Here is a 25,769-nt window from a genome sequence, read left to right on the forward strand (position 1 = left end):
CCCCGGCTGAACCCTGAACAATGCTACCGCCATACTGCGTCATGTCGCCCTGACGCGCCGCCGGTTTTCCGCTCATCGTAAAATCCTTTTAAAATAAATAAGAACCAGAAGCCTAGCGCCAGTCAACAACAGGAAATGATAATGAGTTAACACCCCGGAATTTTTCAGAATTTATAAAAGGCAAATTACAGGCACAAAAAAAGCGCCGTGCGGCGCTTTTTTCGGAAATCCGGTCTTATTTGCTGCCCGGGATGTTGAAACGCTTGTTGAAGCGGTCAACACGGCCACCGGTAGCAACATCACGCTGTTTGCCAGTGAAGAACGGGTGGCACTTGCTGCACACGTCGAGGTTCAGATCATGACCAACGGTGGAGCGGATTTTCATTACGTTACCGCAAGAGCAGCTAGCAGTAATTTCTTCGTATTTCGGGTGAATATCTTTTTTCATGGGAAAACCTCGGTTTAAGGCCGCGTCGCTCTTCCAGCCCTAACGCCAGACACCACGCGATGTTAAAAGTATAGCTTCAATACGATCATTTCGTACGAAGGCGCGAAATCATACAGAAATTAACCAGCGTATGCAAACTGATCCGCACTCTTCTACGGCAATGTGTATACTAACCCACCGAATTTCAAGTCAGGATGATGCTATGCCCGTTGCCCACGTTGCCTTGCCCGTTCCGCTTCCTCGTACCTTTGACTATCTGCTGCCAGAAGGCATGACGGTTAAAGCCGGGTGTCGCGTGCGCGTGCCGTTTGGCAAACAGCAGGAGCGCATCGGGGTTGTGGTGTCAGTTAGCGATGTCAGCGAGCTGCCGCTTAACGAGCTGAAAGCGGTAGTTGAAGTGCTGGACGTTGAGCCGGTATTTGCTCACTCCGTCTGGCGATTACTGCTATGGGCCGCGGATTACTATCATCATCCGATTGGCGATGTGCTGTTTCATGCCTTGCCGATTTTACTACGCCAGGGGCGGCCTGCGGCGAACGCGCCGATGTGGTACTGGTTTGCCACTGAACAAGGTCAGGCGGTGGATCTGAACAGCCTGAAACGCTCACCCAAGCAACAACAGGCGCTGGCAGCGTTACGGCAAGGCAAAATCTGGCGTGATCAGGTTGCCACGCTCGAATTTAATGATGCCGCGTTGCAGGCGCTGCGCAAAAAAGGTCTGTGTGATTTAGCAAGTGAAACACCAGAGTTTAGCGACTGGCGCACGAACTATGCCGTTTCTGGTGAACGGTTGCGATTGAATACCGAACAGGCCACCGCCGTTGGCGCAATTCATAGCGCGGCAGATACTTTTTCTGCCTGGCTGCTGGCGGGTGTTACCGGTTCCGGTAAAACGGAAGTCTATTTAAGCGTGCTGGAAAACGTGCTCGCTCAGGGCAAACAGGCGCTGGTGATGGTGCCGGAAATCGGCCTGACACCGCAAACTATTGCCCGTTTTCGTGAGCGGTTTAATGCGCCAGTGGAAGTTCTGCATTCCGGCCTGAACGACAGCGAGCGTCTTTCGGCGTGGTTGAAAGCGAAAAATGGTGAGGCGGCGATTGTGATCGGCACTCGCTCCGCACTGTTTACGCCGTTTAAAAATCTCGGTGTGATTGTCATTGATGAAGAGCACGACAGTTCCTATAAACAGCAGGAAGGCTGGCGCTACCATGCCCGCGACCTGGCGGTGTACCGTGCGCACAGCGAGCAAATCCCGATTATTCTTGGTTCCGCAACGCCCGCGCTGGAAACGTTGTGCAACGTGCAGCAGAAAAAATACCGCCTGCTGCGCCTGACCCGTCGGGCAGGCAATGCGCGCCCCGCAATTCAACATGTGCTGGATTTAAAAGGTCAGAAGGTGCAGGCGGGGCTGGCTCCGGCATTGATCACCCGAATGCGCCAACATTTACAGGCCGACAATCAGGTTATCCTCTTCCTTAACCGCCGGGGTTTTGCACCTGCCCTGCTGTGCCATGACTGCGGCTGGATAGCCGAATGCCCGCGTTGCGATCACTACTACACGCTACATCAGGCGCAACAGCATCTGCGCTGTCACCACTGTGACAGTCAGCGTCCGGTACCGCGCCAGTGCCCTTCCTGCGGCTCCACGCACCTGGTACCCGTGGGGCTGGGCACCGAACAGCTTGAGCAGACGCTCGCGCCCATGTTCCCTGGTGTGCCCATTTCTCGTATCGACCGCGATACCACCAGCCGCAAAGGCGCGCTGGAACAACAACTGGCGGAAGTGCATCGCGGCGGCGCGAGGATTTTGATCGGCACGCAAATGCTGGCGAAAGGTCACCACTTTCCGGATGTGACGCTGGTGGCGTTACTGGATGTGGACGGCGCGCTGTTTTCTGCCGATTTTCGTTCGGCGGAGCGTTTCGCCCAGCTTTACACCCAGGTCGCCGGTCGTGCAGGGCGTGCGGGTAAACAGGGCGAAGTGGTGCTGCAAACGCACCATCCGGAACATCCGCTATTGCAAACGTTGCTCTATAAAGGCTACGACGCTTTTGCCGAACAGGCGCTGGCTGAGCGGCGAATGATGCAACTGCCGCCATGGACCAGCCATGTGATTGTGCGTGCGGAAGATCATAACAATCAGCACGCGCCATTGTTCCTGCAACAACTGCGTAATCTCATCCTCTCCAGCCCGCTGGCAGACGAGAAACTCTGGGTTCTCGGCCCGGTTCCGGCGCTGGCCCCTAAACGTGGTGGCCGCTGGCGCTGGCAGATATTGTTGCAGCACCCTTCCCGCGTGCGCTTGCAACACATCATTAGTGGTACGCTGGCGCTCATCAATACAATACCGGATTCCCGTAAGGTGAAATGGGTGCTGGATGTCGATCCCATCGAGGGCTAATGCGCAAACGATGCGAGGCGGATCGAAAAATTCAATATTCATCACACTTTTCATGAAAATTCTGTAACCGTTTTCACGCGCTATCTGCTAAAAATGTTGCCGATGTGAAGTAAACATGGAAGTAGTACGCCTGCCGTGCCGGGCGAGGAGTGAGTGTGAAAGCGAAGAAGCAGGAAACTGCCGCGACCATGAAAGACGTTGCCCTGAAGGCAAAAGTCTCTACAGCGACCGTCTCCCGAGCATTAATGAATCCCGATAAAGTCTCCCAGGCCACCCGTAATCGGGTTGAAAAAGCGGCCCGGGAAGTAGGTTATTTGCCGCAGCCTATGGGGCGCAACGTCAAGCGTAATGAATCCCGTACCATTCTGGTGATTGTCCCGGATATCTGCGATCCCTTCTTTAGCGAAATTATTCGCGGTATCGAAGTTACGGCGGCAAATCACGGATATCTGGTGCTGATTGGCGACTGTGCGCATCAAAATCAGCAGGAAAAAACCTTTATCGATTTGATTATCACCAAGCAAATTGATGGCATGTTGCTGCTGGGTTCAAGGCTGCCGTTTGATGCCAGCATTGAGGAACAGCGTAATCTGCCGCCGATGGTGATGGCGAACGAATTTGCGCCGGAACTGGAGCTGCCTACAGTTCATATCGACAATTTGACCGCGGCATTTGATGCAGTAAATTATTTATATGAGCAAGGTCATAAACGGATTGGCTGTATAGCCGGTCCCGAAGAGATGCCGCTGTGTCACTACCGCCTGCAAGGCTACGTTCAGGCGCTGCGTCGCTGCGGCATTATGGTTGATCCGCAATACATCGCCCGGGGCGACTTCTCCTTTGAAGCCGGAAGCAACGCGATGCAACAGCTGCTTGCTCTTCCGCAACCGCCTACTGCTGTCTTCTGCCATAGCGATGTAATGGCGCTCGGCGCACTTTCTCAGGCAAAACGCCAGGGGCTGAAAGTCCCGGATGATCTGTCCATAATCGGTTTTGATAACATCGACCTGACGCAATTTTGTGATCCGCCGCTGACAACCATCGCGCAGCCGCGTTACGAAATCGGTCGGGAAGCTATGCTGTTATTGCTTGATCAAATGCAGGGGCAACACGTTGGCAGTGGCTCTCGTTTAATGGACTGCGAACTTATCATCCGGGGATCAACGCGCGCGTTACCTTAAAGTAAACCTTTAAGACTGCCGTGACTGGTCAAAGGCCCGCCGCTTAAGTAACATGGCGGGCTGACGAACGAATAAATACAGCGAAACGATAGTGGCACAACGAGATTATGTACGCCGCAGCCAACCGGCACCTTCGCGGCGAAAAAAAAGCACCTCACGGAAAAAGCAACGAAATCTGCCTGCGGTTTCTCCCGCAATGGTCGCTATTGCTGCCGCCGTTCTTGTGACCTTTATCGGTGGTCTGTACTTCATTACGCATCACAAGAAAGAAGAGTCCGAGACGCTGCAAAGCCAGAAAGTGACCGGAAACGGATTACCACCGAAACCAGAAGAACGCTGGCGCTACATTAAAGAGCTGGAAAGTCGCCAGCCGGGTGTGCGTGCACCAACAGAACCTTCTGCCGGTGGTGAAGTGAAAACGCCGGAGCAACTGACACCAGAACAACGTCAGCTTCTTGAACAAATGCAGGCTGATATGCGCCAGCAGCCAACGCAGCTGGTTGAAGTTCCGTGGAATGAACAGACGCCGGAACAGCGTCAGCAAACGCTTCAACGTCAGGCACAACAGCGTCAGATTCAGGCGGCTCAACAGCAGCAGCGTCAGGCTGAGCAGGCATATCAACAACCGCGTACCGCGCAAGCGCAGCAACCACCGCGCCAGACGCAGCAGACTCGCCAGGCGGCTCAGCAGCCGTACCAGGATCTCCTGCAAACGCCAGCACACACTGCCGCGGCGCAGCCGAAGTCACAGCAAGTCGCGCCTGTTAGCCGGGCCGCTGACGCGCCAAAACCGACGGCGGAGAAAAAAGACGAACGCCGCTGGATGGTGCAGTGCGGTTCGTTCAGAGGCGCGGAACAGGCAGAGACGGTACGTGCTCAGCTGGCGTTTGAAGGCTTTGACTCGAAAATTACCACCAACAATGGCTGGAATCGTGTGGTGATTGGCCCGATTAAAGGGAAAGAAAATGCCGACGGCACCCTGAATCGCCTGAAGATGGCGGGTCATACAAACTGTATTCGACTCGCTACCGGGGGTTGAAACCCTCAAAATCCCCCCCATCTATAATTGCATTATGCCCCGTACTTTTGTACGGGGTTTGTACTCTGTATTCGTAACCAAGGGGTCAGCTCGTGACAACTATAGTAAGCGTACGCCGTAACGGCCATGTGGTCATCGCTGGTGATGGTCAGGCCACGTTGGGCAATACCGTAATGAAAGGTAACGTGAAAAAGGTCCGCCGTCTGTACAACGACAAAGTCATCGCGGGCTTTGCGGGCGGTACTGCGGATGCTTTTACGCTGTTCGAACTGTTTGAACGTAAACTGGAAATGCATCAGGGCCATCTGGTCAAAGCCGCCGTTGAGCTGGCAAAAGACTGGCGTACCGATCGCATGTTACGCAAACTTGAAGCACTGCTGGCAGTCGCGGATGAAACCGCTTCACTGATCATCACCGGTAACGGTGACGTGGTGCAGCCAGAAAACGATCTTATTGCTATCGGCTCCGGCGGCCCTTACGCCCAGGCTGCGGCGCGCGCGCTGTTAGAAAACACTGAACTAAGCGCCCGTGAAATTGCTGAAAAGGCGTTGGATATTGCAGGCGACATTTGCATCTATACCAACCATTTCCACACCATCGAAGAATTAAGCTACAAAGCGTAAGGATCTCCCATGTCTGAAATGACCCCACGCGAAATCGTCAGCGAACTGGATAAACACATCATCGGCCAGGATAACGCCAAGCGTTCCGTGGCGATTGCACTGCGTAACCGCTGGCGTCGCATGCAGCTTAACGAAGAGCTGCGCCATGAAGTGACCCCGAAAAATATCCTGATGATCGGCCCGACCGGTGTCGGTAAAACTGAAATCGCTCGTCGTCTGGCTAAGCTGGCGAATGCGCCGTTCATTAAAGTTGAAGCGACCAAATTCACCGAAGTGGGCTATGTAGGTAAGGAAGTGGATTCTATTATCCGCGATCTGACCGATGCCGCCGTGAAAATGGTACGCGTCCAGGCTATTGAGAAAAACCGTTATCGCGCTGAAGAACTGGCAGAAGAACGTATTCTCGACGTGCTGATCCCACCGGCTAAAAACAACTGGGGACAGACCGAACAACAGCAGGAACCGTCCGCTGCTCGTCAGGCATTCCGCAAAAAACTGCGTGAAGGCCAGCTCGATGACAAAGAAATCGAGATCGATCTTGCCGCAGCACCGATGGGCGTTGAAATTATGGCGCCTCCGGGAATGGAAGAGATGACCAGCCAGCTGCAGTCCATGTTCCAGAACCTGGGTGGTCAGAAACAAAAAGCGCGTAAGCTGAAAATCAAAGACGCCATGAAGCTGCTGATTGAAGAAGAAGCGGCGAAACTGGTGAATCCGGAAGAGCTGAAGCAAGACGCTATCGACGCCGTTGAACAGCACGGGATCGTGTTTATCGACGAAATCGACAAAATCTGTAAGCGCGGCGAGTCTTCCGGTCCGGATGTTTCTCGTGAAGGTGTTCAGCGTGACCTGCTGCCGCTGGTAGAAGGTTGCACCGTTTCCACCAAACACGGGATGGTCAAAACTGACCACATTCTGTTTATCGCTTCTGGCGCGTTCCAGATTGCGAAACCGTCTGACCTGATCCCGGAACTGCAAGGTCGTCTGCCAATCCGCGTTGAACTGCAGGCACTGACCACCAGCGACTTCGAGCGTATTCTGACCGAGCCGAATGCCTCTATCACCGTGCAGTACAAAGCACTGATGGCAACTGAGGGCGTAAATATTGAGTTTACCGACTCCGGTATTAAGCGCATCGCGGAAGCAGCATGGCAGGTGAACGAATCTACCGAAAACATCGGTGCTCGTCGTTTACATACTGTTCTGGAGCGTTTAATGGAAGAGATTTCCTACGACGCCAGCGATTTAAGCGGTCAAACTATCACTATTGACGCAGATTATGTGAGCAAACATCTGGATGCGTTGGTGGCAGATGAAGATCTGAGCCGTTTTATCCTATAATCGCGTTCAATCATTTTCATCATTGTTTGATGGGGCTGAAAGGCCCCATTTTTATTGGCGCGTATTATGACTGAACAACAAATTAGCCGAACTCAGGCGTGGCTGGAAAGTTTACGACCTAAAACCCTTCCCCTCGCCTTTGCTGCAATTATCGTCGGGACGGCGCTGGCATGGTGGCAAGGTCACTTCGATCCGCTGGTCGCCCTGCTGGCACTGATTACCGCCGGACTGCTTCAAATTCTCTCTAACCTCGCTAATGATTACGGCGATGCAGTAAAAGGCAGCGATAAACCTGACCGCATTGGCCCGCTACGTGGCATGCAAAAAGGGGTCATTACCCAGCAAGAGATGAAACGGGCGCTCATTATTACCGTCGTGCTCATCTGTCTCTCCGGACTAGCACTGGTTGCAGTGGCGTGCCATACGCTGGCCGATTTTGTCGGTTTCCTGATTCTTGGCGGGTTGTCGATCATTGCCGCTATCACCTACACCGTGGGCAATCGTCCTTATGGTTATATCGGTCTGGGTGATATTTCCGTACTGGTTTTCTTTGGCTGGTTAAGCGTCATGGGCAGCTGGTATTTACAGGCTCATACGTTGATTCCGGCGTTGATCCTTCCGGCGACCGCATGCGGCCTGCTGGCAACGGCAGTACTGAACATTAATAACCTGCGTGATATCAATAGCGACCGCGAAAATGGCAAAAACACGCTGGTGGTGCGCTTAGGTGAAGTGAACGCGCGTCGTTATCATGCCTGCCTGCTGATGGGCTCTCTGGTGTGTCTGGCGCTGTTTAATCTCTTTTCACTGCATAGCCTGTGGGGCTGGCTGTTCCTGCTGGCGGCACCATTACTGGTGAAGCAAGCCCGTTATGTGATGCGGGAAATGGACCCGGTGGCGATGCGACCGATGCTGGAACGCACTGTCAAGGGAGCGTTACTGACTAACCTGCTGTTTGTTTTAGGGATATTCCTAAGCCAGTGGGCAGCATAACTGACAAATATCAATTAACAATTGATGATTTTGCCAACAGCCCACATAGCGCGATATACTGAAAATTCTCGCAGCAACTGAATGTTAAGCCTATGAAATACGATACTTCCGAGCTTTGTGACATCTATCAAGAAGATGTTAACGTCGTGGAACCGCTGTTCTCCAACTTTGGCGGACGGGCGTCGTTTGGCGGACAAATAATCACGGTAAAATGTTTCGAGGACAACGGGTTGCTGTACGATCTGCTCGAACAGAATGGCCGTGGTCGTGTTCTCGTCGTTGATGGCGGTGGTTCTGTTCGTCGCGCACTGGTCGATGCTGAGCTGGCGCGTCTGGCAGTACAAAATGAATGGGAAGGCCTGGTCATTTACGGCGCGGTGCGTCAGGTAGATGACCTGGAAGAGCTGGATATCGGCATCCAGGCGATGGCAGCAATTCCAGTCGGTGCCGCTGGCGAAGGCATTGGCGAAAGCGATGTCCGCGTTAATTTTGGCGGCGTCACCTTCTTCTCCGGTGACCATCTTTATGCCGACAATACCGGAATTATTCTTTCAGAAGATCCGCTGGATATTGAATAAGTACCTGCCATGCGTTAAAAGGGGAATTAAATTCCCCTTTTTTATATGCAAAATATTCATAAAGACTATCGTTTGTTTTTATTTAATTCATTTTAAATATCAATAGTTCACATCTGACAATATAAATTAATTATCGATAAATCATTTCATAAAAATATGCAGCATTAAAAATTAATGCTATATGGTAAATTAACTATTCTGGGAATAGGGATATGAATCATCGTTAGTAGCGAACGTATTATATAATAAGGGATTGATATGAGATACGTTATCTTATTAATACTATGGATAATAACTACTTTTCTTAGTCATCTTCAGCACAGCAACCTACTGTCTGGAGATCCTGGCATGGTTGGCGAGTATATCGGTTCAGTATTTCTGGGGCCGTTGTTACTTCCCGTGCTTGTGTCAGGTATTCTGTGCGCATTTATTAAAAAAAAACGTAACTTCGCCAGTTTTACTCGCGGGTGCTGTTGGGTATTGGGAATCCTGCTTTTATCCAAAGTCGGCAATACGTTTCGTATGTTTACCCCGTGGCAATATACCTTTGAGAATGCTGCGATAACCGTGACTATCCCGAACCGACACTGGAATACGGTTTCCATCAGTACTAATAAAACCATTGATATAAGAAGTGAGGATAATAGCGTCTTCATTTCTGCTTTCCGCCTGCCCGCAGGACGTAGCGCCGATGACCCGCTGGAAGCGTTAAAGAAGAAGCAGCGAGACAATCTCAAGGATCAATACAATGAGGAAGCCTTCCAGTTTCATGATTGTAATGCCAAACATTTCACCTGTAAGTATCAGGATGTGTTGATAAATTTTGATGGTCAGCAGAAAAGAACCATCAGTGTTTATCTTGAAGACACCCCCAGGGCTGTGGGGATCATTGCATTAATGGCGCCAGATACGGCAGATAAATATCGCCAACAGGCGATGGAGATTATGCTTTCCGCTAAAAATGCAGTGAAGTAAAAAATAAGGCGCCTTGCGGCGCCTCTGCGTGGAAGAGATTAAACCTCTTCCATGCGACCCAGCAGGGCCTGCAGACGTTCCTGCCAGCCGTTCTGCTGTTCTTTCAGATGGTTGTTCTCACGCTCCAGCTCTTCGCGCTGATGCTGGGCATTTTGAACTTCCTGCGACAGTGAGTTGTTTTTTTCTTTCAGCTCTTCGATTTCCATCTGCAACAGAGTGATGGTATCAATCGCCTGCTGTACTTTTGCTTCCAGTTTCTCAAACACTTCTAATGACATTGTCATACCTCTCCTGAATTGCAAGGCGTTGATGGATAAAAAATCCTCGTCCCGATTACCGGTGACGCCTTAATAAATACGAGCGCACTTTAGTTAGCTCCGATTGTATGAAGCCGCGCCATCGCTGTCCAGCGGCACGCCTTGCAGATTACGGTTTGCCACACTTTTCATCCTTCTCCTGGAGACATAATCCACGCAAATCGAAAATGTTAATAAATTTGTTGCGCGAATGATCTAACAAACATGCATCATGTACAATCAGATGGAATAAATGGCGCGATAACGCTCATTTTATGACGAAGCACACACATTTTAAGTTCGATATTTCTCGTTTTTGCTCGTTAACGATAAGTTTACAGCATGCCTACAAGCATCGTGGAGGTCCGTGACTTTCACGCATACAACAAACATTAACTCTTCAGGATCCGATTATGAGTCAAACATCAACCTTGAAAGGCCAGTGCATTGCTGAATTCCTCGGTACCGGGTTGTTGATTTTTTTCGGTGTGGGTTGCGTTGCAGCACTAAAAGTCGCTGGTGCGTCTTTTGGTCAGTGGGAAATCAGTGTCATTTGGGGACTGGGGGTGGCAATGGCCATCTACCTGACCGCAGGGGTTTCCGGCGCGCATCTTAACCCCGCTGTTACCATTGCATTGTGGCTGTTTGCCTGTTTCGACAAGCGCAAAGTTATTCCTTTTATCGTTTCACAAGTTGCCGGCGCTTTCTGCGCTGCGGCTTTAGTTTACGGGCTTTACTACAATTTATTTTTCGACTTCGAGCAGACTCATCACATTGTTCGCGGCAGCGTTGAAAGTGTTGATCTGGCTGGCACTTTCTCTACTTACCCGAATCCTCATATCAATTTTGTGCAGGCTTTCGCAGTTGAGATGGTGATTACCGCTATTCTGATGGGGCTGATCCTGGCGTTAACGGACGATGGCAACGGTGTACCACGCGGCCCTTTGGCTCCCTTGCTGATTGGTCTACTGATTGCGGTCATTGGCGCATCTATGGGCCCATTGACGGGCTTTGCCATGAACCCAGCGCGTGACTTCGGTCCGAAAGTCTTTGCCTGGCTGGCGGGCTGGGGCAATGTCGCCTTTACCGGCGGCAGAGACATTCCTTACTTCCTGGTGCCGCTTTTTGGCCCTATCGTTGGCGCGATTGTAGGTGCATTTGCCTATCGCAAACTGATTGGTCGCCATTTGCCTTGCGATATCTGTGTTGTGGAAGAAAAGGAGACCACAACTCCTTCAGAACAAAAAGCTTCGCTGTAATATGACTACGGGACAATTAAACATGACTGAAAAAAAATATATCGTTGCGCTCGACCAGGGCACCACCAGCTCCCGCGCGGTCGTAATGGATCACGATGCCAATATCATTAGCGTGTCACAGCGCGAATTTGAGCAAATCTACCCAAAACCAGGCTGGGTAGAACACGACCCAATGGAAATCTGGGCCACCCAAAGCTCCACGCTGGTAGAAGTGCTGGCGAAAGCCGATATCAGTTCCGATCAAATTGCAGCTATCGGTATTACGAATCAGCGTGAAACCACTATTGTCTGGGAAAAAGAAACCGGCAAGCCTATCTATAACGCCATTGTCTGGCAGTGCCGTCGTACCGCAGAAATCTGCGAGCATTTAAAACGTGACGGTTTAGAAGATTATATCCGCAGCAATACCGGTCTGGTGATTGACCCGTACTTCTCTGGCACCAAAGTGAAGTGGATCCTCGACCATGTGGAAGGCTCTCGCGAGCGTGCACGTCGTGGTGAATTGCTGTTTGGTACGGTTGATACGTGGCTTATCTGGAAAATGACTCAGGGCCGTGTCCATGTGACCGATTACACCAACGCCTCTCGTACCATGTTGTTCAACATCCATACCCTGGACTGGGACGACAAAATGCTGGAAGTGCTGGATATTCCGCGCGAGATGCTGCCAGAAGTGCGTCGTTCTTCCGAAGTGTACGGTCAGACTAACATTGGTGGTAAAGGCGGCACGCGTATTCCAATCTCCGGGATCGCCGGTGACCAGCAGGCGGCGCTGTTTGGTCAGTTGTGCGTGAAAGAAGGGATGGCGAAGAATACCTACGGCACTGGCTGCTTTATGCTGATGAACACCGGCGAGAAAGCGGTGAAATCAGAAAACGGCCTGCTGACCACCATCGCCTGTGGCCCAACTGGCGAAGTAAACTATGCGCTGGAAGGTGCGGTGTTTATGGCGGGCGCATCCATTCAGTGGCTGCGTGATGAGATGAAGCTGATTAATGACGCCTACGATTCCGAATATTTCGCCACCAAAGTACAAAATACCAACGGTGTGTATGTGGTTCCGGCGTTTACCGGGCTGGGTGCGCCGTACTGGGATCCGTATGCGCGCGGGGCGATTTTCGGTCTGACTCGTGGAGTGAACGCTAACCACATTATACGCGCGACGCTGGAGTCTATTGCTTATCAGACGCGTGACGTGCTGGAAGCGATGCAGGCCGATTCTGGTATTCGTCTGCACGCCCTGCGCGTGGATGGCGGCGCAGTGGCGAACAATTTCCTGATGCAGTTCCAGTCCGATATTCTCGGCACGCGCGTTGAGCGCCCGGAAGTGCGCGAAGTCACCGCATTGGGTGCGGCCTATCTTGCTGGTCTGGCGGTAGGCTTCTGGCAGAACCTCGACGAGCTGCAAGAGAAAGCGGTGATTGAGCGCGAGTTCCGTCCTGGCATCGAAACCACCGAGCGTAATTACCGTTACGCTGGCTGGAAAAAAGCGGTCAAACGCGCGATGGCGTGGGAAGAACACGACGAGTAATATCAGGCATCTGAACCAATTGCCTGATACTGATCGCCTGATGCGACGCTTACGCGTCTTATCAGGCCTACGAGCCGATGCCATTTTGTGTAGGCCGGATAAGGCGTTCACGCCGCATCCGGCATGTCGTAGACTCTGAAATCGTGCGGGGGCAACCCCCGCACACATCAATAATCCTGCCCTTCCCCTGTGCTACACTTCGCGCCATTCCTTACTGCTTAGAGTTTGCTATGAGACGAGAACTTGCCATCGAATTTTCCCGCGTCACCGAATCTGCGGCGCTGGCTGGCTACAAATGGTTAGGACGCGGCGATAAAAACACCGCGGACGGCGCGGCGGTTAACGCCATGCGTATTATGCTCAACCAGGTCAACATTGACGGCACCATCGTCATTGGTGAAGGTGAAATCGACGAAGCACCGATGCTCTACATTGGTGAAAAAGTCGGTACCGGTCGCGGTGATGCGGTAGATATTGCTGTTGATCCGATTGAAGGCACGCGCATGACGGCGATGGGCCAGGCTAACGCGCTGGCGGTGCTGGCAGTAGGCGATAAAGGCTGCTTCCTCAACGCGCCGGATATGTATATGGAAAAGCTGATCGTCGGGCCGGGAGCGAAAGGCGTCATTGACCTGAATCTGCCGCTGGCGGATAACCTGCGCAATGTTGCGGCGGCGCTCGGCAAACCGTTGAGCGAACTGACGGTAACGATTCTGGCAAAACCGCGCCACGATGCCGTTATCGCAGAAATGCAGCAACTCGGCGTGCGCGTATTTGCTATTCCGGATGGCGATGTGGCAGCCTCAATTCTCACCTGTATGCCAGACAGCGAAGTTGACGTGCTGTACGGTATTGGTGGCGCGCCGGAAGGCGTGGTTTCTGCGGCGGTGATCCGCGCATTAGATGGCGACATGAATGGTCGTCTGCTGGCACGTCATGACGTCAAAGGCGACAACGAAGAAAATCGCCGCATTGGCGAGCAGGAGCTGGCTCGCTGCAAAGCGATGGGCATCGAAGCGGGTAAAGTGTTGCGTCTGGGCGATATGGCGCGCAGCGACAACGTCATCTTTTCTGCCACTGGCATCACCAAAGGTGATCTGCTGGAAGGTATTAGCCGCAAAGGCAATATCGCCACCACCGAAACACTGCTGATCCGCGGTAAATCACGCACCATTCGTCGCATTCAATCCATCCACTATCTGGATCGTAAAGACCCGGAAATGCAGGTGCACATTCTCTGAGTGATTTGATCGATTGAGCCTTCCAGTCCTTCGGGACTGGAATTTTTTTGTTCGGAGAACGAAGATAAGGCAAGTCAATCAAAACAGGAGAAAAACATGGCTGATTGGGTAACAGGCAAAGTCACTAAAGTGCAGAACTGGACCGACGCCCTGTTTAGTCTCACCGTTCACGCTCCCGTGCTTCCATTTACTGCCGGGCAATTCACCAAACTAGGCCTTGAAATTGACGGCGAACGCGTCCAGCGTGCCTATTCCTACGTTAACTCTCCTGATAATCCCGATCTGGAGTTTTACCTGGTGACCGTCCCCGATGGAAAATTAAGCCCACGATTAGCGGCACTGAAACCGGGCGATGAAGTACAGGTGGTTAGCGAAGCAGCTGGCTTCTTTGTGCTGGATGAGGTCCCTGACTGCGAAACACTGTGGATGCTGGCAACCGGTACAGCGATTGGCCCTTATTTATCAATTCTGCAACTGGGCAAAGATTTAGATCGCTTCAAAAATCTGGTTCTGGTTCACGCCGCACGTTATGCCGCCGACTTAAGTTATCTGCCACTGATGCAAGAACTGGAAAAACGCTACGAAGGGAAACTGCGCATTCAGACGGTGGTCAGTCGGGAAACGGCGGCGGGTTCGCTCACCGGGCGAATACCGGCGTTAATTGAAAGTGGTGAACTGGAAAGTGAGGTGGGCTTGCCGATGGATAAAGAAACCAGCCATGTGATGCTGTGCGGCAATCCACAGATGGTTCGCGATACGCAACAGTTGCTAAAAGAAACCCGGCAGATGACGAAACATTTACGTCGTCGACCGGGCCATATGACAGCGGAGCATTACTGGTAAGCGGTTACTTATCGATAAACGGCACGATGAGCAGATCCGCTTTCAACTTATTGATCATCCCGCGGTATGCCGGCATCAAACGGTTGATAAATGAGTGGTGATGACCACAGACAAGGAGGTCGCACTGCTCTTGTTGCATAATATCCAGCAGTGTTTCCGGCATTTCCCCACGTTCAATACGCAGTTTTGTCTTCGGCCATTGAATATTTTTCGTCAGTTTATACAGCTTGTTATCCGACTTATTCTTCAACAATTGAAGAATATCCTCTGTTGCAGGGAAGTAGATACCCGGATACAACTCGCTTAAGCCATCATCAATATGAATTAACGTCAGGTGAGCGTCATTATGTCTGGCGAGCTCCAGGGCTTTATTCACCAGTAAGGCATCTTCTTCATTCCCGGAAATTGCCACGCCAATGTGTTTATAAGCCATGTTTAACTCCTTCTAAAGCAACTCCATCAAGCTAACGAACGCAGTGATAACTCAAAAATAATCATCTCGGCCTGGCATGAGAAGGTGAAGGCCGCATCAAGCTCAACTTGCCCCTCCAGATCCTTAATCTTATAGGCCACGCTGGCCCCTTCATCCGCAGAGGATGCAGCGGCGGCAAGCTCTTTCAGTTTAGTCATAAAGGACTCTGCTTCTTCGCGGGTGGCAAAAAAGCGCGAAAACTTACTGGTACAGTTGTCGTTATCAATCACCGTACCGATATCAATCGCACATCCTTTAGTACTGCATTTATCTACGACATCTTTCATAGGGCACCTCTGTATATTCGCCTCTCTGTCGATTACGACTTAAGAATAATGCGCCGTTAAGGGAAGAACAAACAAGTAATGATCTTATGGATTACCATTTTTTTTGATATTGCTTAAGGTGAAGAGATCAGAAGGATTTTCCGGGCATTGTCATTTTCAACGTGGAAATAACAAACCCGGAAAAAAATAGCAGTAAGAGATATATTAAAGGTTAATTACTTGATTTATTGTCGGCTTTATACTTCACATCCTGAGTATCTTTACCATATTTATTTTCGCCTTGTGTGCCAACAAACGCCCCAAGATCGATAAGCATCATCACCAGAATCAACGTCGGGACAAAACGCCCCACCGCCCATTGCCAGACACCAGGTAAAATCGCCCAGTTACCCGCCAGCAGCATCCACGCCACAATCATCAGAAATGCCCATGCGCCGGAACGCCCGCGATCATGCAAGCGCTTAACGGTTACTGCCGCTGTTGGCCAAAGCAAGCACACAAGGCAAAACGCCGCGGTCTGAATATCGAGTAAATTTTTACCCGCCAGTGAGAAAAGCACCAGCATGCCTGCGAACCACAGGCCTATCCAAATCCAGAAATCACGGCGTCCAATACGCCCTTTAAATGAAAATAACCATTGCTGTATGGTCATGTAAGTTCCTTGATGGTTGTCTTTTCCAGGATTCTACCCTTTTGACAAGGGCGACAGATATCGTTTTAATCGGAGCCAGTCATAACAAAAGGTACTGTCAATGAAGCCAGGGTGTACGCTGTTTTTTCTCTTATGTTCTGCATTAACCGTTACAACAGCGGCGCATGCACAAACACCAGATACGGCAACGACCGCGCCTTATCTGCTGGCTGGAGCCCCTACTTTCGATCTCTCCATCAGCCAGTTTCGAGAAGACTTTAACAGCCAGAACCCCAGCCTGCCACTGAACGAATTTCGTGCCATCGACAGCAGTCCCGACAAAGCCAATCTCACTCGTGCTGCAAGTAAAATTAATGAGAACTTGTATGCTTCTACAGCGCTGGAGCGCGGTACCTTAAAAATCAAAAGCATTCAAATGACCTGGCTACCCATCCAGGGGCCAGAGCAAAAAGCCGCGAAAGCGAAAGCTCAGGAATACATGGCAGCGGTGATCCGCACACTCACCCCATTAATGACCAAAACACAAAGCCAGAAAAAACTGCAGTCGCTACTAACGGCGGGGAAAAACAAACGTTATTACACCGAGACCGAAGGTGCACTGCGTTATGTTGTCGCGGACAACGGCGAAAAGGGGCTGACCTTCGCTGTTGAACCGATTAAGCTGGCGCTATCTGAATCGCTTGAAGGTTTGAATAAATGACAAAAAGCAAAGCCTTTGTGCCGATGAATCTCTATACTGTTTCACAGACCTGCTGCCCTGCGGGGCGGCCATCTTCCTTTATTCGCTTATAAGCGTGGAGAATTAAAATGCGACATCCTTTAGTGATGGGTAACTGGAAACTGAACGGCAGCCGCCACATGGTTCACGAGCTGGTTTCTAACCTGCGTAAAGAGCTGGCAGGTGTTGCTGGCTGTGCGGTTGCAATCGCACCACCGGAAATGTACATCGATATGGCGAAGCGCGAAGCTGAAGGCAGCCACATCATGCTGGGTGCGCAAAACGTGGACCTGAACCTGTCCGGCGCATTCACCGGTGAAACCTCTGCTGCTATGCTGAAAGACATCGGCGCACAGTACATCATCATCGGCCACTCTGAACGTCGTACTTACCACAAAGAGTCTGACGAACTGATCGCGAAAAAATTCGCGGTGCTGAAAGAGCAGGGTCTGACTCCGGTTCTGTGCATCGGTGAAACCGAAGCTGAAAACGAAGCGGGCAAAACTGAAGAAGTTTGTGCACGTCAGATCGACGCGGTACTGAAAACTCAGGGTGCTGCAGCATTCGAAGGTGCGGTAATCGCTTACGAACCAGTATGGGCAATCGGTACTGGCAAATCGGCAACTCCGGCGCAGGCACAGGCTGTTCACAAATTCATCCGTGACCACATCGCTAAAGTTGACGCTAACATCGCTGAACAAGTGATCATCCAGTACGGCGGCTCTGTAAACGCGTCTAACGCTGCAGAACTGTTTGCTCAGCCAGACATCGACGGCGCGCTGGTTGGCGGTGCTTCTCTGAAAGCTGACGCTTTCGCAGTGATCGTTAAAGCTGCAGAAGCGGCTAAACAGGCTTAAGTCTGACAGGTGCCGGATTTCATATCCGGCACTTACTTTCCTTAACTCCTCGCCTTAACGCAAAATCTCACACTGATGATCCTGGATTTCCTCGGCTGAAGCACGGTTCAGCGTCAGTAGATTTCGTTGTGTCGCCAGCAACACAAACGAATTATCACTCTGCCGCACCATCGCCAGCCCGTAGCTTCCCATATGTTCCCGCGCTTCAGGCACTTCTTCTGCAAGCATCATAAATGGGCTGCGTTGTACCAGTTCGCTTTCCGTTACCCGACGCGCCAGGTATTCATGCCCGTGCAAACCACCTGGCAGTGGCAACCAGCGGCTGCTGATGTTCGCCAGATTGTTATCCAGCTGTTCGCGCACATCAGGACGAATACAAGAGATATGAATATGAAAATGGTTTTGCGTACGCCCGGTGCGAGAGTTGATCGCCAAAGAAACCGCGCGATCGGGAACCGGCTGGCCGTATTTTTTGCTCATAAAATCACGCGCCTGCCAGGCCAACCAAAAGAAGTTCGGCGTTGAAGGATCGGTCAACAAAGGACTTTCAGTACCGTTAATACGATACGTTGGCATCAACAGATATTGCAGTGGGCCATTAAGATCTTTTAAAACCACGTATCCGGCATTAGGTTTGACTTCCGCACATGGCGAAGGATTTTGATTTTGCTGCTGATTGGGCAAACATTCCTCAAGGACAATCTTACGTAATGTATCCGACTCTTCACCGGTTAATTTCCAGTAACCAATACCGGCAGCCACAACGGCGATAACTATCATCACCAAAAAAAGAAGACCCGCTTTTTTCATCTTTTTTTCCCTGTACCTCAAAGAGATGCAAGGGTAACGCAAAATCGTGACAAATAAAAAACCCGGTCGCGAGAAACCACCGGGTTTGATAATTATCCTGTGGAAATCAGCGTTTGCTGATCTGATCGAACGTACCGCCGTTAGCAAAATGCTCTTTTTGCGCTTTCGTCCAGCCGCCGAACTCTTCATCAATGGTGAATAACTTCAATTTTGGAAACGCATTTTCGTACTTTTTCGCTACCTCAGCGTCGCGCGGACGGTAGTAGTTTTTCGCGGCAATTTCCTGACCTTCTGGCGAGTAGAGATATTTCAGGTAGGCTTCCGCCACCTCTTTAGTACCTTTTTTCTCAACCACTTTATCGACCACCGACACGGTTGGCTCTGCGAGGATAGACTCACTCGGCGTGACGATTTCGAATTTATCTTTCCCCAGTTCATTCGCTGCCAGCAGAGCTTCGTTTTCCCAGGCAATCAGTACATCGCCAATTCCGCGCTCGACAAAAGTGTTAGTGGAGCCGCGCGCGCCAGAATCCAGAACTTCGACGTTTTTATACAGTGCCCGAACAAAATCCTGCGCTTTTGCCTGATCGTTGTTGTTGTGGTGCAGCGCGTAGCCCCAGGCAGCCAGGTAGTTCCAGCGCGCGCCACCAGAGCTTTTCGGATTAGGCGTGATCACCGAAACACCCGGTTTAATCAGATCGTTCCAGTCATGGATCTGCTTCGGATTGCCCTTACGTACCAGGAAAACAATGGTGGAAGTGTACGGTGCGGAGTTATCCGGCAGACGTTTGATCCACTCTTTATCAATCCGCCCGCGTTCCGCAATTGCGTCCACGTCATAGGCCAGAGCCAGAGTGACAACATCAGCTTCAATACCATTGATTACCGACGTCGCTTGTTTGCCTGAACCACCGTGTGACTGACGAATCACCACGTTATCGCCAGTTTGCTGTTTCCAGTGGGCGCTGAATGCCTTGTTGTACTGTTCGTACAATTCGCGCGTTGGATCATATGAAACGTTAAGAAGCTGAATATCCTTTGCCATAACGCTGGTTGCCGCCAGCAAAAATGTTAACCCTACGCCCCACTTGTTCATCGCCCGACTCTCTTATGTTGTGTTGTGATGAGCAAAGCGTGCCAGAAGGTTAACCAAACATTAAAGAATAAAAAAAGATTGGCTATAACTTGCGGGTATATGTTGGGGGATTAAAAAGGCGGAAGAAATCCGCCTTAGATTGCTGACAAAGTGCGCTTTGTCCATGCCATATGCGGCGCGAACGCCTTATACGGCCTACAAAAGTTTGCAAATTCAATAAATTGCAGAATTCATGTAGGCCTGATAAGCGAAGCGCATCAGGCATTTTTGCTTCTGTCATCGGTTTCAGGCTAAAGGAATCTGCCTTTTTCCGAAATCATTAATACAGTTTTTTCGCGCAGTCCAGCCAGTCGCCTTTGAACGGACGCTTCATGTTTTCGATAGCGTCGATGATGTCGTGGTGAACCAGCTGTTCGTTCTGGATACCTACACAACGACCGCCGTAACCTGCCAGCAGCAGTTCAATGGCGTAAGCACCCATACGGGAAGCCAGAATACGGTCGTAAGGCACCGGAGAACCACCACGCTGAATGTGGCCCAACACAGTTGCACGGGTTTCACGACCAGTTTCTTTCTCGATGAAATGCGCCAGTTCGTCAACATCACACATGTGTTCGGTAATCGCCACAATGGCGTGTTTCTTACCTTTCGCGATACCCGCTTTGATTTCATTTACCAGGTCATCACGGCTGAATTCAACTTCCGGAACCACAACGAATTCACAACCACCGGCGATGGCCGCAGCCAGGGTCAGATCGCCACAGTAACGCCCCATCACTTCCACCACGGAAATACGCTGGTGAGAAGAAGAGGTGTCACGCAGGCGGTCGATCGCTTCTACAACGGTGCTCAGCGCAGTGAAGAAACCGATAGTGTAGTCAGTGCCTTTGATGTCGTTGTCGATAGTGCCCGGCAGGCCGATGCACGGGAAGCCCATTTCGGTCAGACGCATTGCACCCATGTAGGAACCGTCACCGCCGATAACCACCAGCGCGTCGATACCACGTTTTTTCAGGTTTTCGATAGCCACGGCGCGGATGTTCTCGTCGCGGAATTCCGGGAAACGCGCAGAACCGAGGAACGTACCGCCACGGTTGATCATGTCAGACACGCTGTAACGGTCTAGCTGTACCATACGGTCTTCATACAGACCCAGATAGCCGTCATAAATACCCATTACTTCCAGACCTTCTGTCAGCGCAGAACGAACAACCCCGCGAATTGCGGCGTTCATGCCTGGCGCATCACCGCCGCTTGTCAACACACCGATTTTCTTAATCATGACTACCTCTGAACTTTGGAATGCAAAATGAAATCTGTTGCCGGAAGTCTTCTTGCACATCGAAGTGATCCAACGAATGTGCAAATAGTATAACAATCACTTCCTGCTGAATTGATTCAGGTCAGGCCAAATGGCGGTATTTTATACACAAAATGCGGGTCTGGCTCTCTTTTATACTGATTATGAAAGCATAGACCGTTTACCCTCCCTGGGTACGACGGAACAGGGGTCCTGATGGATAATCACATCCGATCCCGGAAAACGCCGTAAAATAGCCTGCTCTACCTGATCCGCCACCATATGTGCCTGAACCAAAGGCAGAGAGTCTTCCATTTCCAAATGAATCTGAATAAAGCGGGTCGGCCCTGACTGCCGCGTGCGAAGATCGTGAGCGCCGCTAACACCCGGCCAGGAAATCACGATATCAATAATTTCTTGCCGTTCCTCATCAGGTAATGCGCGATCCAGTAATGACTGTACCGCCTCATATCCCATGCGTAACGCGCTATATAAAATATAGATGCCGATTCCCAATGCAAACAGAGCATCGGCGCGATGCCAGCCGTACCAGGACAACCCCAGCGCCAGCAGAATTGCGCCGTTCATCATAACATCAGACTGGTAATGTAGCATATCAGCCCGCACCGCCTGGCTTTGCGTCCGGCGCACCACCCACCGCTGAAACGAGACAAGGATAATCGTACAAATTAGCGCCACAATTGTCACGATAACCCCGACGCCTGGATCTGTCATCGGTGTTGGAGATACCAGATGTTGAATACCCGTCAAAAACAGGAATAGTGCCGAACCGGAGATAAACATACTTTGCGCCAGCGCCGCGAGGGACTCAGCTTTACCGTGACCAAACGAGTGATTATCGTCGGCAGGTTGCAGGGAATATCGCACCACCAGTAAATTCGTCAACGACGCGCCGATATCCACCAGCGAATCCACCAGCGCGGCGAGAATACTCACCGACCCGGTATACCACCATGCAAAAATTTTAATCAGCAATAACAGCGAAGCCATCGCCGTTGCAGCAATCGCCGCCCGACTGACCAGCCGTCCATAAGATTGATTCATAAATACTCCCGCTATCAACTGACGGTAGTATAACGGAAGCAAATCATCTGCAATGCATTAAGCAGTAGGCAAATTGAGGATAAAAAAAACCCCCACATCATGTGGGGGAAGACAGGGATGGTGTCTATGGCAAGGAAAACAGGGTTTACTACTGGGAACGTGAGTTGCTACTACTCAATAGCTTCAACGATGAACTTTTTTGCCATTGCGTCACGTCGCGCAACTGCTCCATTCGTTGTTGATGTTTCTCGTTTAAAACCGCTTGCTGCTCCGGCGTTAACAGGCGATACATTTGGTTGCGGACTTTTGCCATCTCAACCTGACGAGCAATTTGCTCATTCGCCATTTTTTCTGCCTGTGCGCGCACAGCGTTTTCATCAAAATTTTCTGCGGTGACAAGGCGATGCATTGTCTCCAGTTCGCTAACATTAACAGGAGGCTGTTCGTGCCGGGCCTGTTGCATAAGATCTCGCATCTGCTGACGCTGATGTTCGGTTAAACTTATGCCGTCGAACATATGGCTCTGCGTACTGCGCTGCGTAAGTTCTTCACCCGGATGCCAGTTATCGCCTGAACCGACTTCAGCAGCGTGGCTTAATGAACTGACTGCCAGCGTTGAGGCCATGACGGCAGCGGTAACTATGCGCATCATTTGCTCCCAAAATCTTTCTGTCGCGATTCAACGATAGAGAGTTTACGATTCAGGCTGCAAACATGCGTCAGGGGGTGTAAAACAACGTAAAGTCATGGATTAGCGACGTCTGATGACGTAATTTCTGCCTCGGAGGTATTTAAACAATGAATAAAATCCTGTTAGTTGATGATGACCGAGAGCTGACTTCCCTGTTAAAGGAGCTGCTCGAGATGGAAGGCTTCAACGTGATTGTTGCCCACGATGGGGAGCAGGCGCTTGATCTTCTGGACGACAGCATTGATTTACTTTTGCTTGATGTCATGATGCCGAAGAAAAATGGTATCGACACATTAAAAGCACTTCGCCAGACACACCAGACGCCTGTCATTATGTTGACGGCGCGCGGCAGTGAACTTGATCGCGTTCTCGGCCTTGAGCTGGGCGCAGATGACTATCTCCCGAAACCGTTTAATGATCGTGAGCTGGTGGCACGTATTCGCGCGATCCTGCGCCGTTCGCACTGGAGCGAGCAACAGCAAAACAACGACAACGGTTCACCGACACTGGAAGTTGATGCCTTAGTGCTGAATCCAGGCCGTCAGGAAGCCAGCTTCGACGGGCAAACGCTGGAGTTAACCGGCACTGAGTTTACCCTGCTCTATTTGCTGGCACAGCATCTGGGTCAGGTGGTTTCCCGTGAGCATTTAAGCCAGGAAGTGCTGGGCAAACGCCTGACGCCTTTCGACCGCGCTATCGATATGCACATTTCCAACCTGCGTCGTAAACTGCCGGATCGTAAAGATGGTCACCCGTGGTTTAAAACCTTGCGTGGTCGCGGCTATCTGATGGTTTCTGCTTCATGATAGGCAGCTTAACCGCGCGCATCTTCGCCATCTTCTGGCTGACGCTGGCGCTGGTGTTGATGTTGGTTTTGATGTTACCCAAGCTCGATTCACGCCAGATGACCGAGCTTCTGGATAGCGAACAGCGTCAGGGGCTGATGATTGAGCAGCATGTCGAAGCGGAACTGGCGAACGATCCGCCCAACGATTTAATGTGGTGGCGGCGTCTGTTCCGGGCGATTGATAAGTGGGCACCGCCAGGACAGCGTTTGTTATTGGTGACCACCGAGGGCCGCGTGATCGGCGCTGAACGCAGCGAAATGCAGATCATTCGTAACTTTATTGGTCAGGCCGATAACGCCGATCATCCGCAAAAGAAAAAGTATGGCCGCGTGGAACTGGTCGGTCCGTTCTCCGTGCGTGATGGCGAAGATAATTACCAACTGTATCTGATTCGTCCAGCCAGCAGTTCTCAATCCGATTTCATTAACTTACTGTTTGACCGCCCGCTATTACTGCTGATTGTCACCATGCTGGTCAGTACGCCGCTGCTGTTGTGGTTGGCCTGGAGTCTGGCAAAACCGGCGCGTAAGCTGAAAAACGCGGCCGATGAAGTTGCCCAGGGAAACTTACGCCAGCACCCGGAACTTGAAGCGGGGCCACAGGAATTCCTTGCCGCTGGTGCCAGTTTTAACCAGATGGTCACCGCGCTGGAGCGCATGATGACCTCTCAGCAGCGTCTGCTTTCTGATATCTCTCACGAACTGCGCACGCCACTGACGCGCCTGCAACTGGGTACGGCGTTATTGCGCCGTCGTAGTGGTGAAAGCAAGGAACTGGAGCGTATTGAAACCGAAGCCCAGCGTCTGGACAGCATGATCAACGACCTGTTGGTGATGTCACGTAATCAGCAGAAAAACGCGCTGGTGAGCGAGACATTGAAAGCTAACCAGTTGTGGGGTGAAGTGCTGGATAACGCGGCGTTCGAAGCGGAACAAATGGGCAAGTCGTTTACGGTTAACTTCCCGCCTGGGCCGTGGCCTCTGTATGGCAACCCGAACGCTCTGGAAAGTGCGCTGGAAAACATTGTTCGTAATGCTCTGCGTTATTCCCATACGAAGATTGAGGTGGGCTTTGCGGTAGATAAAGATGGTATCACCATTACGGTGGACGACGATGGTCCTGGCGTTAGCCCGGAAGATCGCGAGCAGATTTTCCGTCCGTTCTATCGCACCGATGAAGCGCGCGATCGTGAATCTGGCGGTACGGGCTTAGGGCTGGCGATTGTCGAAACAGCTATCCAGCAGCACCGTGGTTGGGTGAAGGCAGAAGACAGCCCGCTGGGCGGTTTGCGGCTGGTGATTTGGCTGCCGCTGTATAAGCGGAGTTAAACTCCGCATTTGTAGGCCAGATAAGGCGTTACGCCGCATCCGGCGTTTGAGCAGAATGCCTGATGCGACGCTGATAGCGTCTTATCAGGCCTACTCTCCGGGGGTTATTTTCCCCACAACCGCCGTGAAAAATCTTCGATTTTGCCGCTCAGTCGGCGTTTCTGCATCGTCCGCGTCCAGCTTTTCGATAACCCGGCAGCGGAGAGTAAACGGTGATACTGCTCGTCATCAAACGGCATATGCCATGCGATGGCAGCAGCCTCCTGCACGGTCAAATCGCTGACACGGGAAACCAACTCCAGCGGCGCATCAGCAGATACCAACCCTGGCGCAATCACGCTATACAACCACCCCACTTTACCCGTGTTTTGCATCAACTGCGCTATATCGTTGATATCAAAATGGTAATTGAGTTTATAGCAAGGGGAGCGTGGCTGGCTGACCTGAATTAATGCCTCTCCCCAGCGGAAAATATCGCCAATATAAACATTACTTTCCGTCAGACCGTCGGTTGAGAGATTTTCGCCAAACGCAGGCGCAACAAACAACTCCGCCTGTTCCGGAAATTCCCGCGCCCAGTAGAGATAGTGCTCACGAGGATAATGACACAGCGCTCTGTCTGGCCCGCCGTGAACCTTCTTCTCCGCCTGCTCGTCACCTTCCAGCCCCAGCTCCGTCAGCATCAACTCACCATCAACCTGGATTTTGGCAATTGCGCTGGGTTTGCCTTCGGGATAAGCCTGAATCTTGCCTGTGTATACATCAACCGGATATCGCATCTGTTCCCTCTCCACGAGAAATTTCCCCATTAGACCATATTTATTTTATGTCAGGCGTGCTGTTTTCGCGGTATGTATCCAGGCAGGAGCTCAATCGCAAACCGGACGAACGTTAGT

At 51.3% G+C, this 25,769-nt stretch carries 28 protein-coding genes; 16 read left to right on the forward strand and 12 right to left on the reverse strand.

From position 1 onward, the window contains the following. Both BGE37_RS26030 and rpmE read right to left on the reverse strand, forming a co-directional pair. The coding region (locus BGE37_RS26030) for a hypothetical protein (RefSeq protein ID WP_369758995.1) at positions 1–76 on the reverse strand (76 nt) is incomplete at its 3' end. Positions 77–235: 159 nt separating this feature from the next. After that, the gene (gene rpmE, locus BGE37_RS20310; RefSeq protein WP_000710769.1) at positions 236–448 is read right to left on the reverse strand and encodes a 50S ribosomal protein L31; all 213 of its coding nucleotides are present in this window, start codon (positions 446–448) and stop codon (positions 236–238) included. Between the two features lie 202 nt (positions 449–650). On the opposite strand from rpmE, the gene priA reads away from it, so the two are divergent. The 8 genes from priA (at position 651) to BGE37_RS20350 (ending at position 9,579) form a co-directional block, all read left to right on the forward strand. Continuing rightward, complete coding sequence (priA, locus tag BGE37_RS20315) at positions 651–2,849, forward strand: primosomal protein N' (RefSeq protein ID WP_105288376.1); 2,199 nt, start codon at positions 651–653, stop codon at positions 2,847–2,849. Between the two features lie 155 nt (positions 2,850–3,004). Continuing rightward, positions 3,005–4,030 (forward strand): DNA-binding transcriptional regulator CytR, encoded by a 1,026-nt coding sequence (cytR, locus tag BGE37_RS20320; protein ID WP_000644901.1) that lies wholly within the window; start codon positions 3,005–3,007, stop codon positions 4,028–4,030. Between the two features lie 91 nt (positions 4,031–4,121). After that, positions 4,122–5,069 (forward strand): cell division protein FtsN, encoded by a 948-nt coding sequence (gene ftsN, locus BGE37_RS20325; RefSeq protein WP_039021498.1) that lies wholly within the window; start codon positions 4,122–4,124, stop codon positions 5,067–5,069. A gap of 92 nt (positions 5,070–5,161) precedes the next feature. Continuing rightward, entirely contained in the window at positions 5,162–5,692 is a 531-nt protein-coding gene (gene hslV / locus BGE37_RS20330; protein WP_000208242.1) for an ATP-dependent protease subunit HslV, read from the forward strand. Between the two features lie 9 nt (positions 5,693–5,701). After that, positions 5,702–7,033 (forward strand): HslU--HslV peptidase ATPase subunit, encoded by a 1,332-nt coding sequence (gene hslU, locus BGE37_RS20335; protein ID WP_001293344.1) that lies wholly within the window; start codon positions 5,702–5,704, stop codon positions 7,031–7,033. A 66-nt stretch (positions 7,034–7,099) separates the two neighbouring features. Continuing rightward, entirely contained in the window at positions 7,100–8,026 is a 927-nt protein-coding gene (gene menA / locus BGE37_RS20340) for a 1,4-dihydroxy-2-naphthoate polyprenyltransferase (protein ID WP_000139496.1), read from the forward strand. 92 nt (positions 8,027–8,118) lie between these two features. After that, complete coding sequence (gene rraA, locus BGE37_RS20345) at positions 8,119–8,604, forward strand: ribonuclease E activity regulator RraA (protein ID WP_000872908.1); 486 nt, start codon at positions 8,119–8,121, stop codon at positions 8,602–8,604. A 348-nt stretch (positions 8,605–8,952) separates the two neighbouring features. After that, the gene (locus BGE37_RS20350; protein ID WP_123057342.1) at positions 8,953–9,579 is read left to right on the forward strand and encodes a hypothetical protein; all 627 of its coding nucleotides are present in this window, start codon (positions 8,953–8,955) and stop codon (positions 9,577–9,579) included. A 38-nt stretch (positions 9,580–9,617) separates the two neighbouring features. On the opposite strand, the gene zapB is transcribed toward BGE37_RS20350, so the two are convergent. After that, positions 9,618–9,863: a septal ring assembly protein ZapB gene (gene zapB, locus BGE37_RS20355; RefSeq protein WP_001296623.1), complete on the reverse strand. Its 246-nt coding sequence runs from the start codon at positions 9,861–9,863 to the stop codon at positions 9,618–9,620. Positions 9,864–10,288: 425 nt separating this feature from the next. On the opposite strand from zapB, the gene glpF reads away from it, so the two are divergent. The 4 genes from glpF to fpr all read left to right on the forward strand — a co-directional run bounded on the left by glpF (position 10,289) and on the right by fpr (position 14,749). Continuing rightward, positions 10,289–11,134 (forward strand): glycerol uptake facilitator protein GlpF, encoded by an 846-nt coding sequence (glpF, locus tag BGE37_RS20360; protein WP_000084268.1) that lies wholly within the window; start codon positions 10,289–10,291, stop codon positions 11,132–11,134. A gap of 22 nt (positions 11,135–11,156) precedes the next feature. After that, complete coding sequence (glpK, locus tag BGE37_RS20365) at positions 11,157–12,665, forward strand: glycerol kinase GlpK (protein WP_000136788.1); 1,509 nt, start codon at positions 11,157–11,159, stop codon at positions 12,663–12,665. Positions 12,666–12,895: 230 nt separating this feature from the next. Then, the gene (gene glpX, locus BGE37_RS20370) at positions 12,896–13,906 is read left to right on the forward strand and encodes a class II fructose-bisphosphatase (RefSeq protein WP_001250655.1); all 1,011 of its coding nucleotides are present in this window, start codon (positions 12,896–12,898) and stop codon (positions 13,904–13,906) included. A 96-nt stretch (positions 13,907–14,002) separates the two neighbouring features. Beyond that, entirely contained in the window at positions 14,003–14,749 is a 747-nt protein-coding gene (gene fpr, locus BGE37_RS20375) for a ferredoxin--NADP(+) reductase (RefSeq protein WP_105288377.1), read from the forward strand. A 4-nt stretch (positions 14,750–14,753) separates the two neighbouring features. Here the strand turns inward: fpr and uspD are convergent, their stop codons facing one another. The 3 genes from uspD to BGE37_RS20390 all read right to left on the reverse strand — a co-directional run bounded on the left by uspD (position 14,754) and on the right by BGE37_RS20390 (position 16,160). Further along, entirely contained in the window at positions 14,754–15,182 is a 429-nt protein-coding gene (gene uspD, locus BGE37_RS20380; protein ID WP_000323553.1) for a universal stress protein UspD, read from the reverse strand. Positions 15,183–15,208: 26 nt separating this feature from the next. Further along, complete coding sequence (locus tag BGE37_RS20385) at positions 15,209–15,508, reverse strand: DUF406 domain-containing protein (RefSeq protein WP_000655986.1); 300 nt, start codon at positions 15,506–15,508, stop codon at positions 15,209–15,211. Between the two features lie 211 nt (positions 15,509–15,719). Then, the gene (locus BGE37_RS20390; RefSeq protein ID WP_000155257.1) at positions 15,720–16,160 is read right to left on the reverse strand and encodes a DUF805 domain-containing protein; all 441 of its coding nucleotides are present in this window, start codon (positions 16,158–16,160) and stop codon (positions 15,720–15,722) included. Positions 16,161–16,260: 100 nt separating this feature from the next. Between BGE37_RS20390 and BGE37_RS20395 the strand changes: the two genes are divergently transcribed. Both BGE37_RS20395 and tpiA read left to right on the forward strand, forming a co-directional pair. Beyond that, positions 16,261–16,860: a YiiQ family protein gene (locus tag BGE37_RS20395; RefSeq protein ID WP_000802214.1), complete on the forward strand. Its 600-nt coding sequence runs from the start codon at positions 16,261–16,263 to the stop codon at positions 16,858–16,860. Between the two features lie 107 nt (positions 16,861–16,967). Further along, positions 16,968–17,735, forward strand: coding sequence for a triose-phosphate isomerase (gene tpiA, locus BGE37_RS20400; RefSeq protein WP_001216325.1), 768 nt, complete (start codon positions 16,968–16,970; stop codon positions 17,733–17,735). A 54-nt stretch (positions 17,736–17,789) separates the two neighbouring features. Here tpiA and cdh read toward each other — a convergent pair whose 3' ends face one another. From cdh to cpxP, 5 genes are all read right to left on the reverse strand, one after another. Next, positions 17,790–18,545, reverse strand: a complete 756-nt coding sequence (gene cdh, locus BGE37_RS20405; RefSeq protein WP_001355351.1) for a CDP-diacylglycerol diphosphatase — start codon at positions 18,543–18,545, stop codon at positions 17,790–17,792. Between the two features lie 106 nt (positions 18,546–18,651). Further along, positions 18,652–19,641 carry a sulfate/thiosulfate ABC transporter substrate-binding protein Sbp gene (gene sbp / locus BGE37_RS20410; RefSeq protein ID WP_001045689.1) on the reverse strand — a complete coding sequence of 330 codons (990 nt, stop codon included), beginning with the start codon at positions 19,639–19,641 and terminating at the stop codon, positions 18,652–18,654. Positions 19,642–19,960: 319 nt separating this feature from the next. Beyond that, a complete protein-coding gene (pfkA, locus tag BGE37_RS20415; protein ID WP_001355350.1) occupies positions 19,961–20,923 on the reverse strand; it encodes a 6-phosphofructokinase in 963 nt (320 codons plus the stop codon). A 180-nt stretch (positions 20,924–21,103) separates the two neighbouring features. Continuing rightward, on the reverse strand, positions 21,104–22,006 hold the full coding sequence (gene fieF / locus BGE37_RS20420; protein WP_088542126.1) for a CDF family cation-efflux transporter FieF: 903 nt from the start codon (positions 22,004–22,006) through the stop codon (positions 21,104–21,106). Between the two features lie 148 nt (positions 22,007–22,154). Beyond that, the gene (gene cpxP / locus BGE37_RS20425; RefSeq protein ID WP_001223800.1) at positions 22,155–22,655 is read right to left on the reverse strand and encodes a cell-envelope stress modulator CpxP; all 501 of its coding nucleotides are present in this window, start codon (positions 22,653–22,655) and stop codon (positions 22,155–22,157) included. 149 nt (positions 22,656–22,804) lie between these two features. Between cpxP and cpxR the strand changes: the two genes are divergently transcribed. Both cpxR and cpxA read left to right on the forward strand, forming a co-directional pair. Continuing rightward, positions 22,805–23,503 carry an envelope stress response regulator transcription factor CpxR gene (gene cpxR, locus BGE37_RS20430; RefSeq protein ID WP_001033722.1) on the forward strand — a complete coding sequence of 233 codons (699 nt, stop codon included), beginning with the start codon at positions 22,805–22,807 and terminating at the stop codon, positions 23,501–23,503. Further along, positions 23,500–24,873: an envelope stress sensor histidine kinase CpxA gene (cpxA, locus tag BGE37_RS20435; RefSeq protein ID WP_000580426.1), complete on the forward strand. Its 1,374-nt coding sequence runs from the start codon at positions 23,500–23,502 to the stop codon at positions 24,871–24,873. Before cpxR ends, cpxA begins: the two co-directional genes overlap by 4 nt. A gap of 104 nt (positions 24,874–24,977) precedes the next feature. Here the strand turns inward: cpxA and yiiM are convergent, their stop codons facing one another. Then, complete coding sequence (yiiM, locus tag BGE37_RS20440; protein WP_105288378.1) at positions 24,978–25,652, reverse strand: 6-hydroxyaminopurine reductase; 675 nt, start codon at positions 25,650–25,652, stop codon at positions 24,978–24,980. Positions 25,653–25,769 lie beyond the last annotated feature (117 nt).

It is taken from the genome of Escherichia sp. MOD1-EC6300, from assembly GCF_002965045.1.
Classification (GTDB): Bacteria; Pseudomonadota; Gammaproteobacteria; order Enterobacterales; family Enterobacteriaceae; genus Escherichia; species Escherichia coli_F.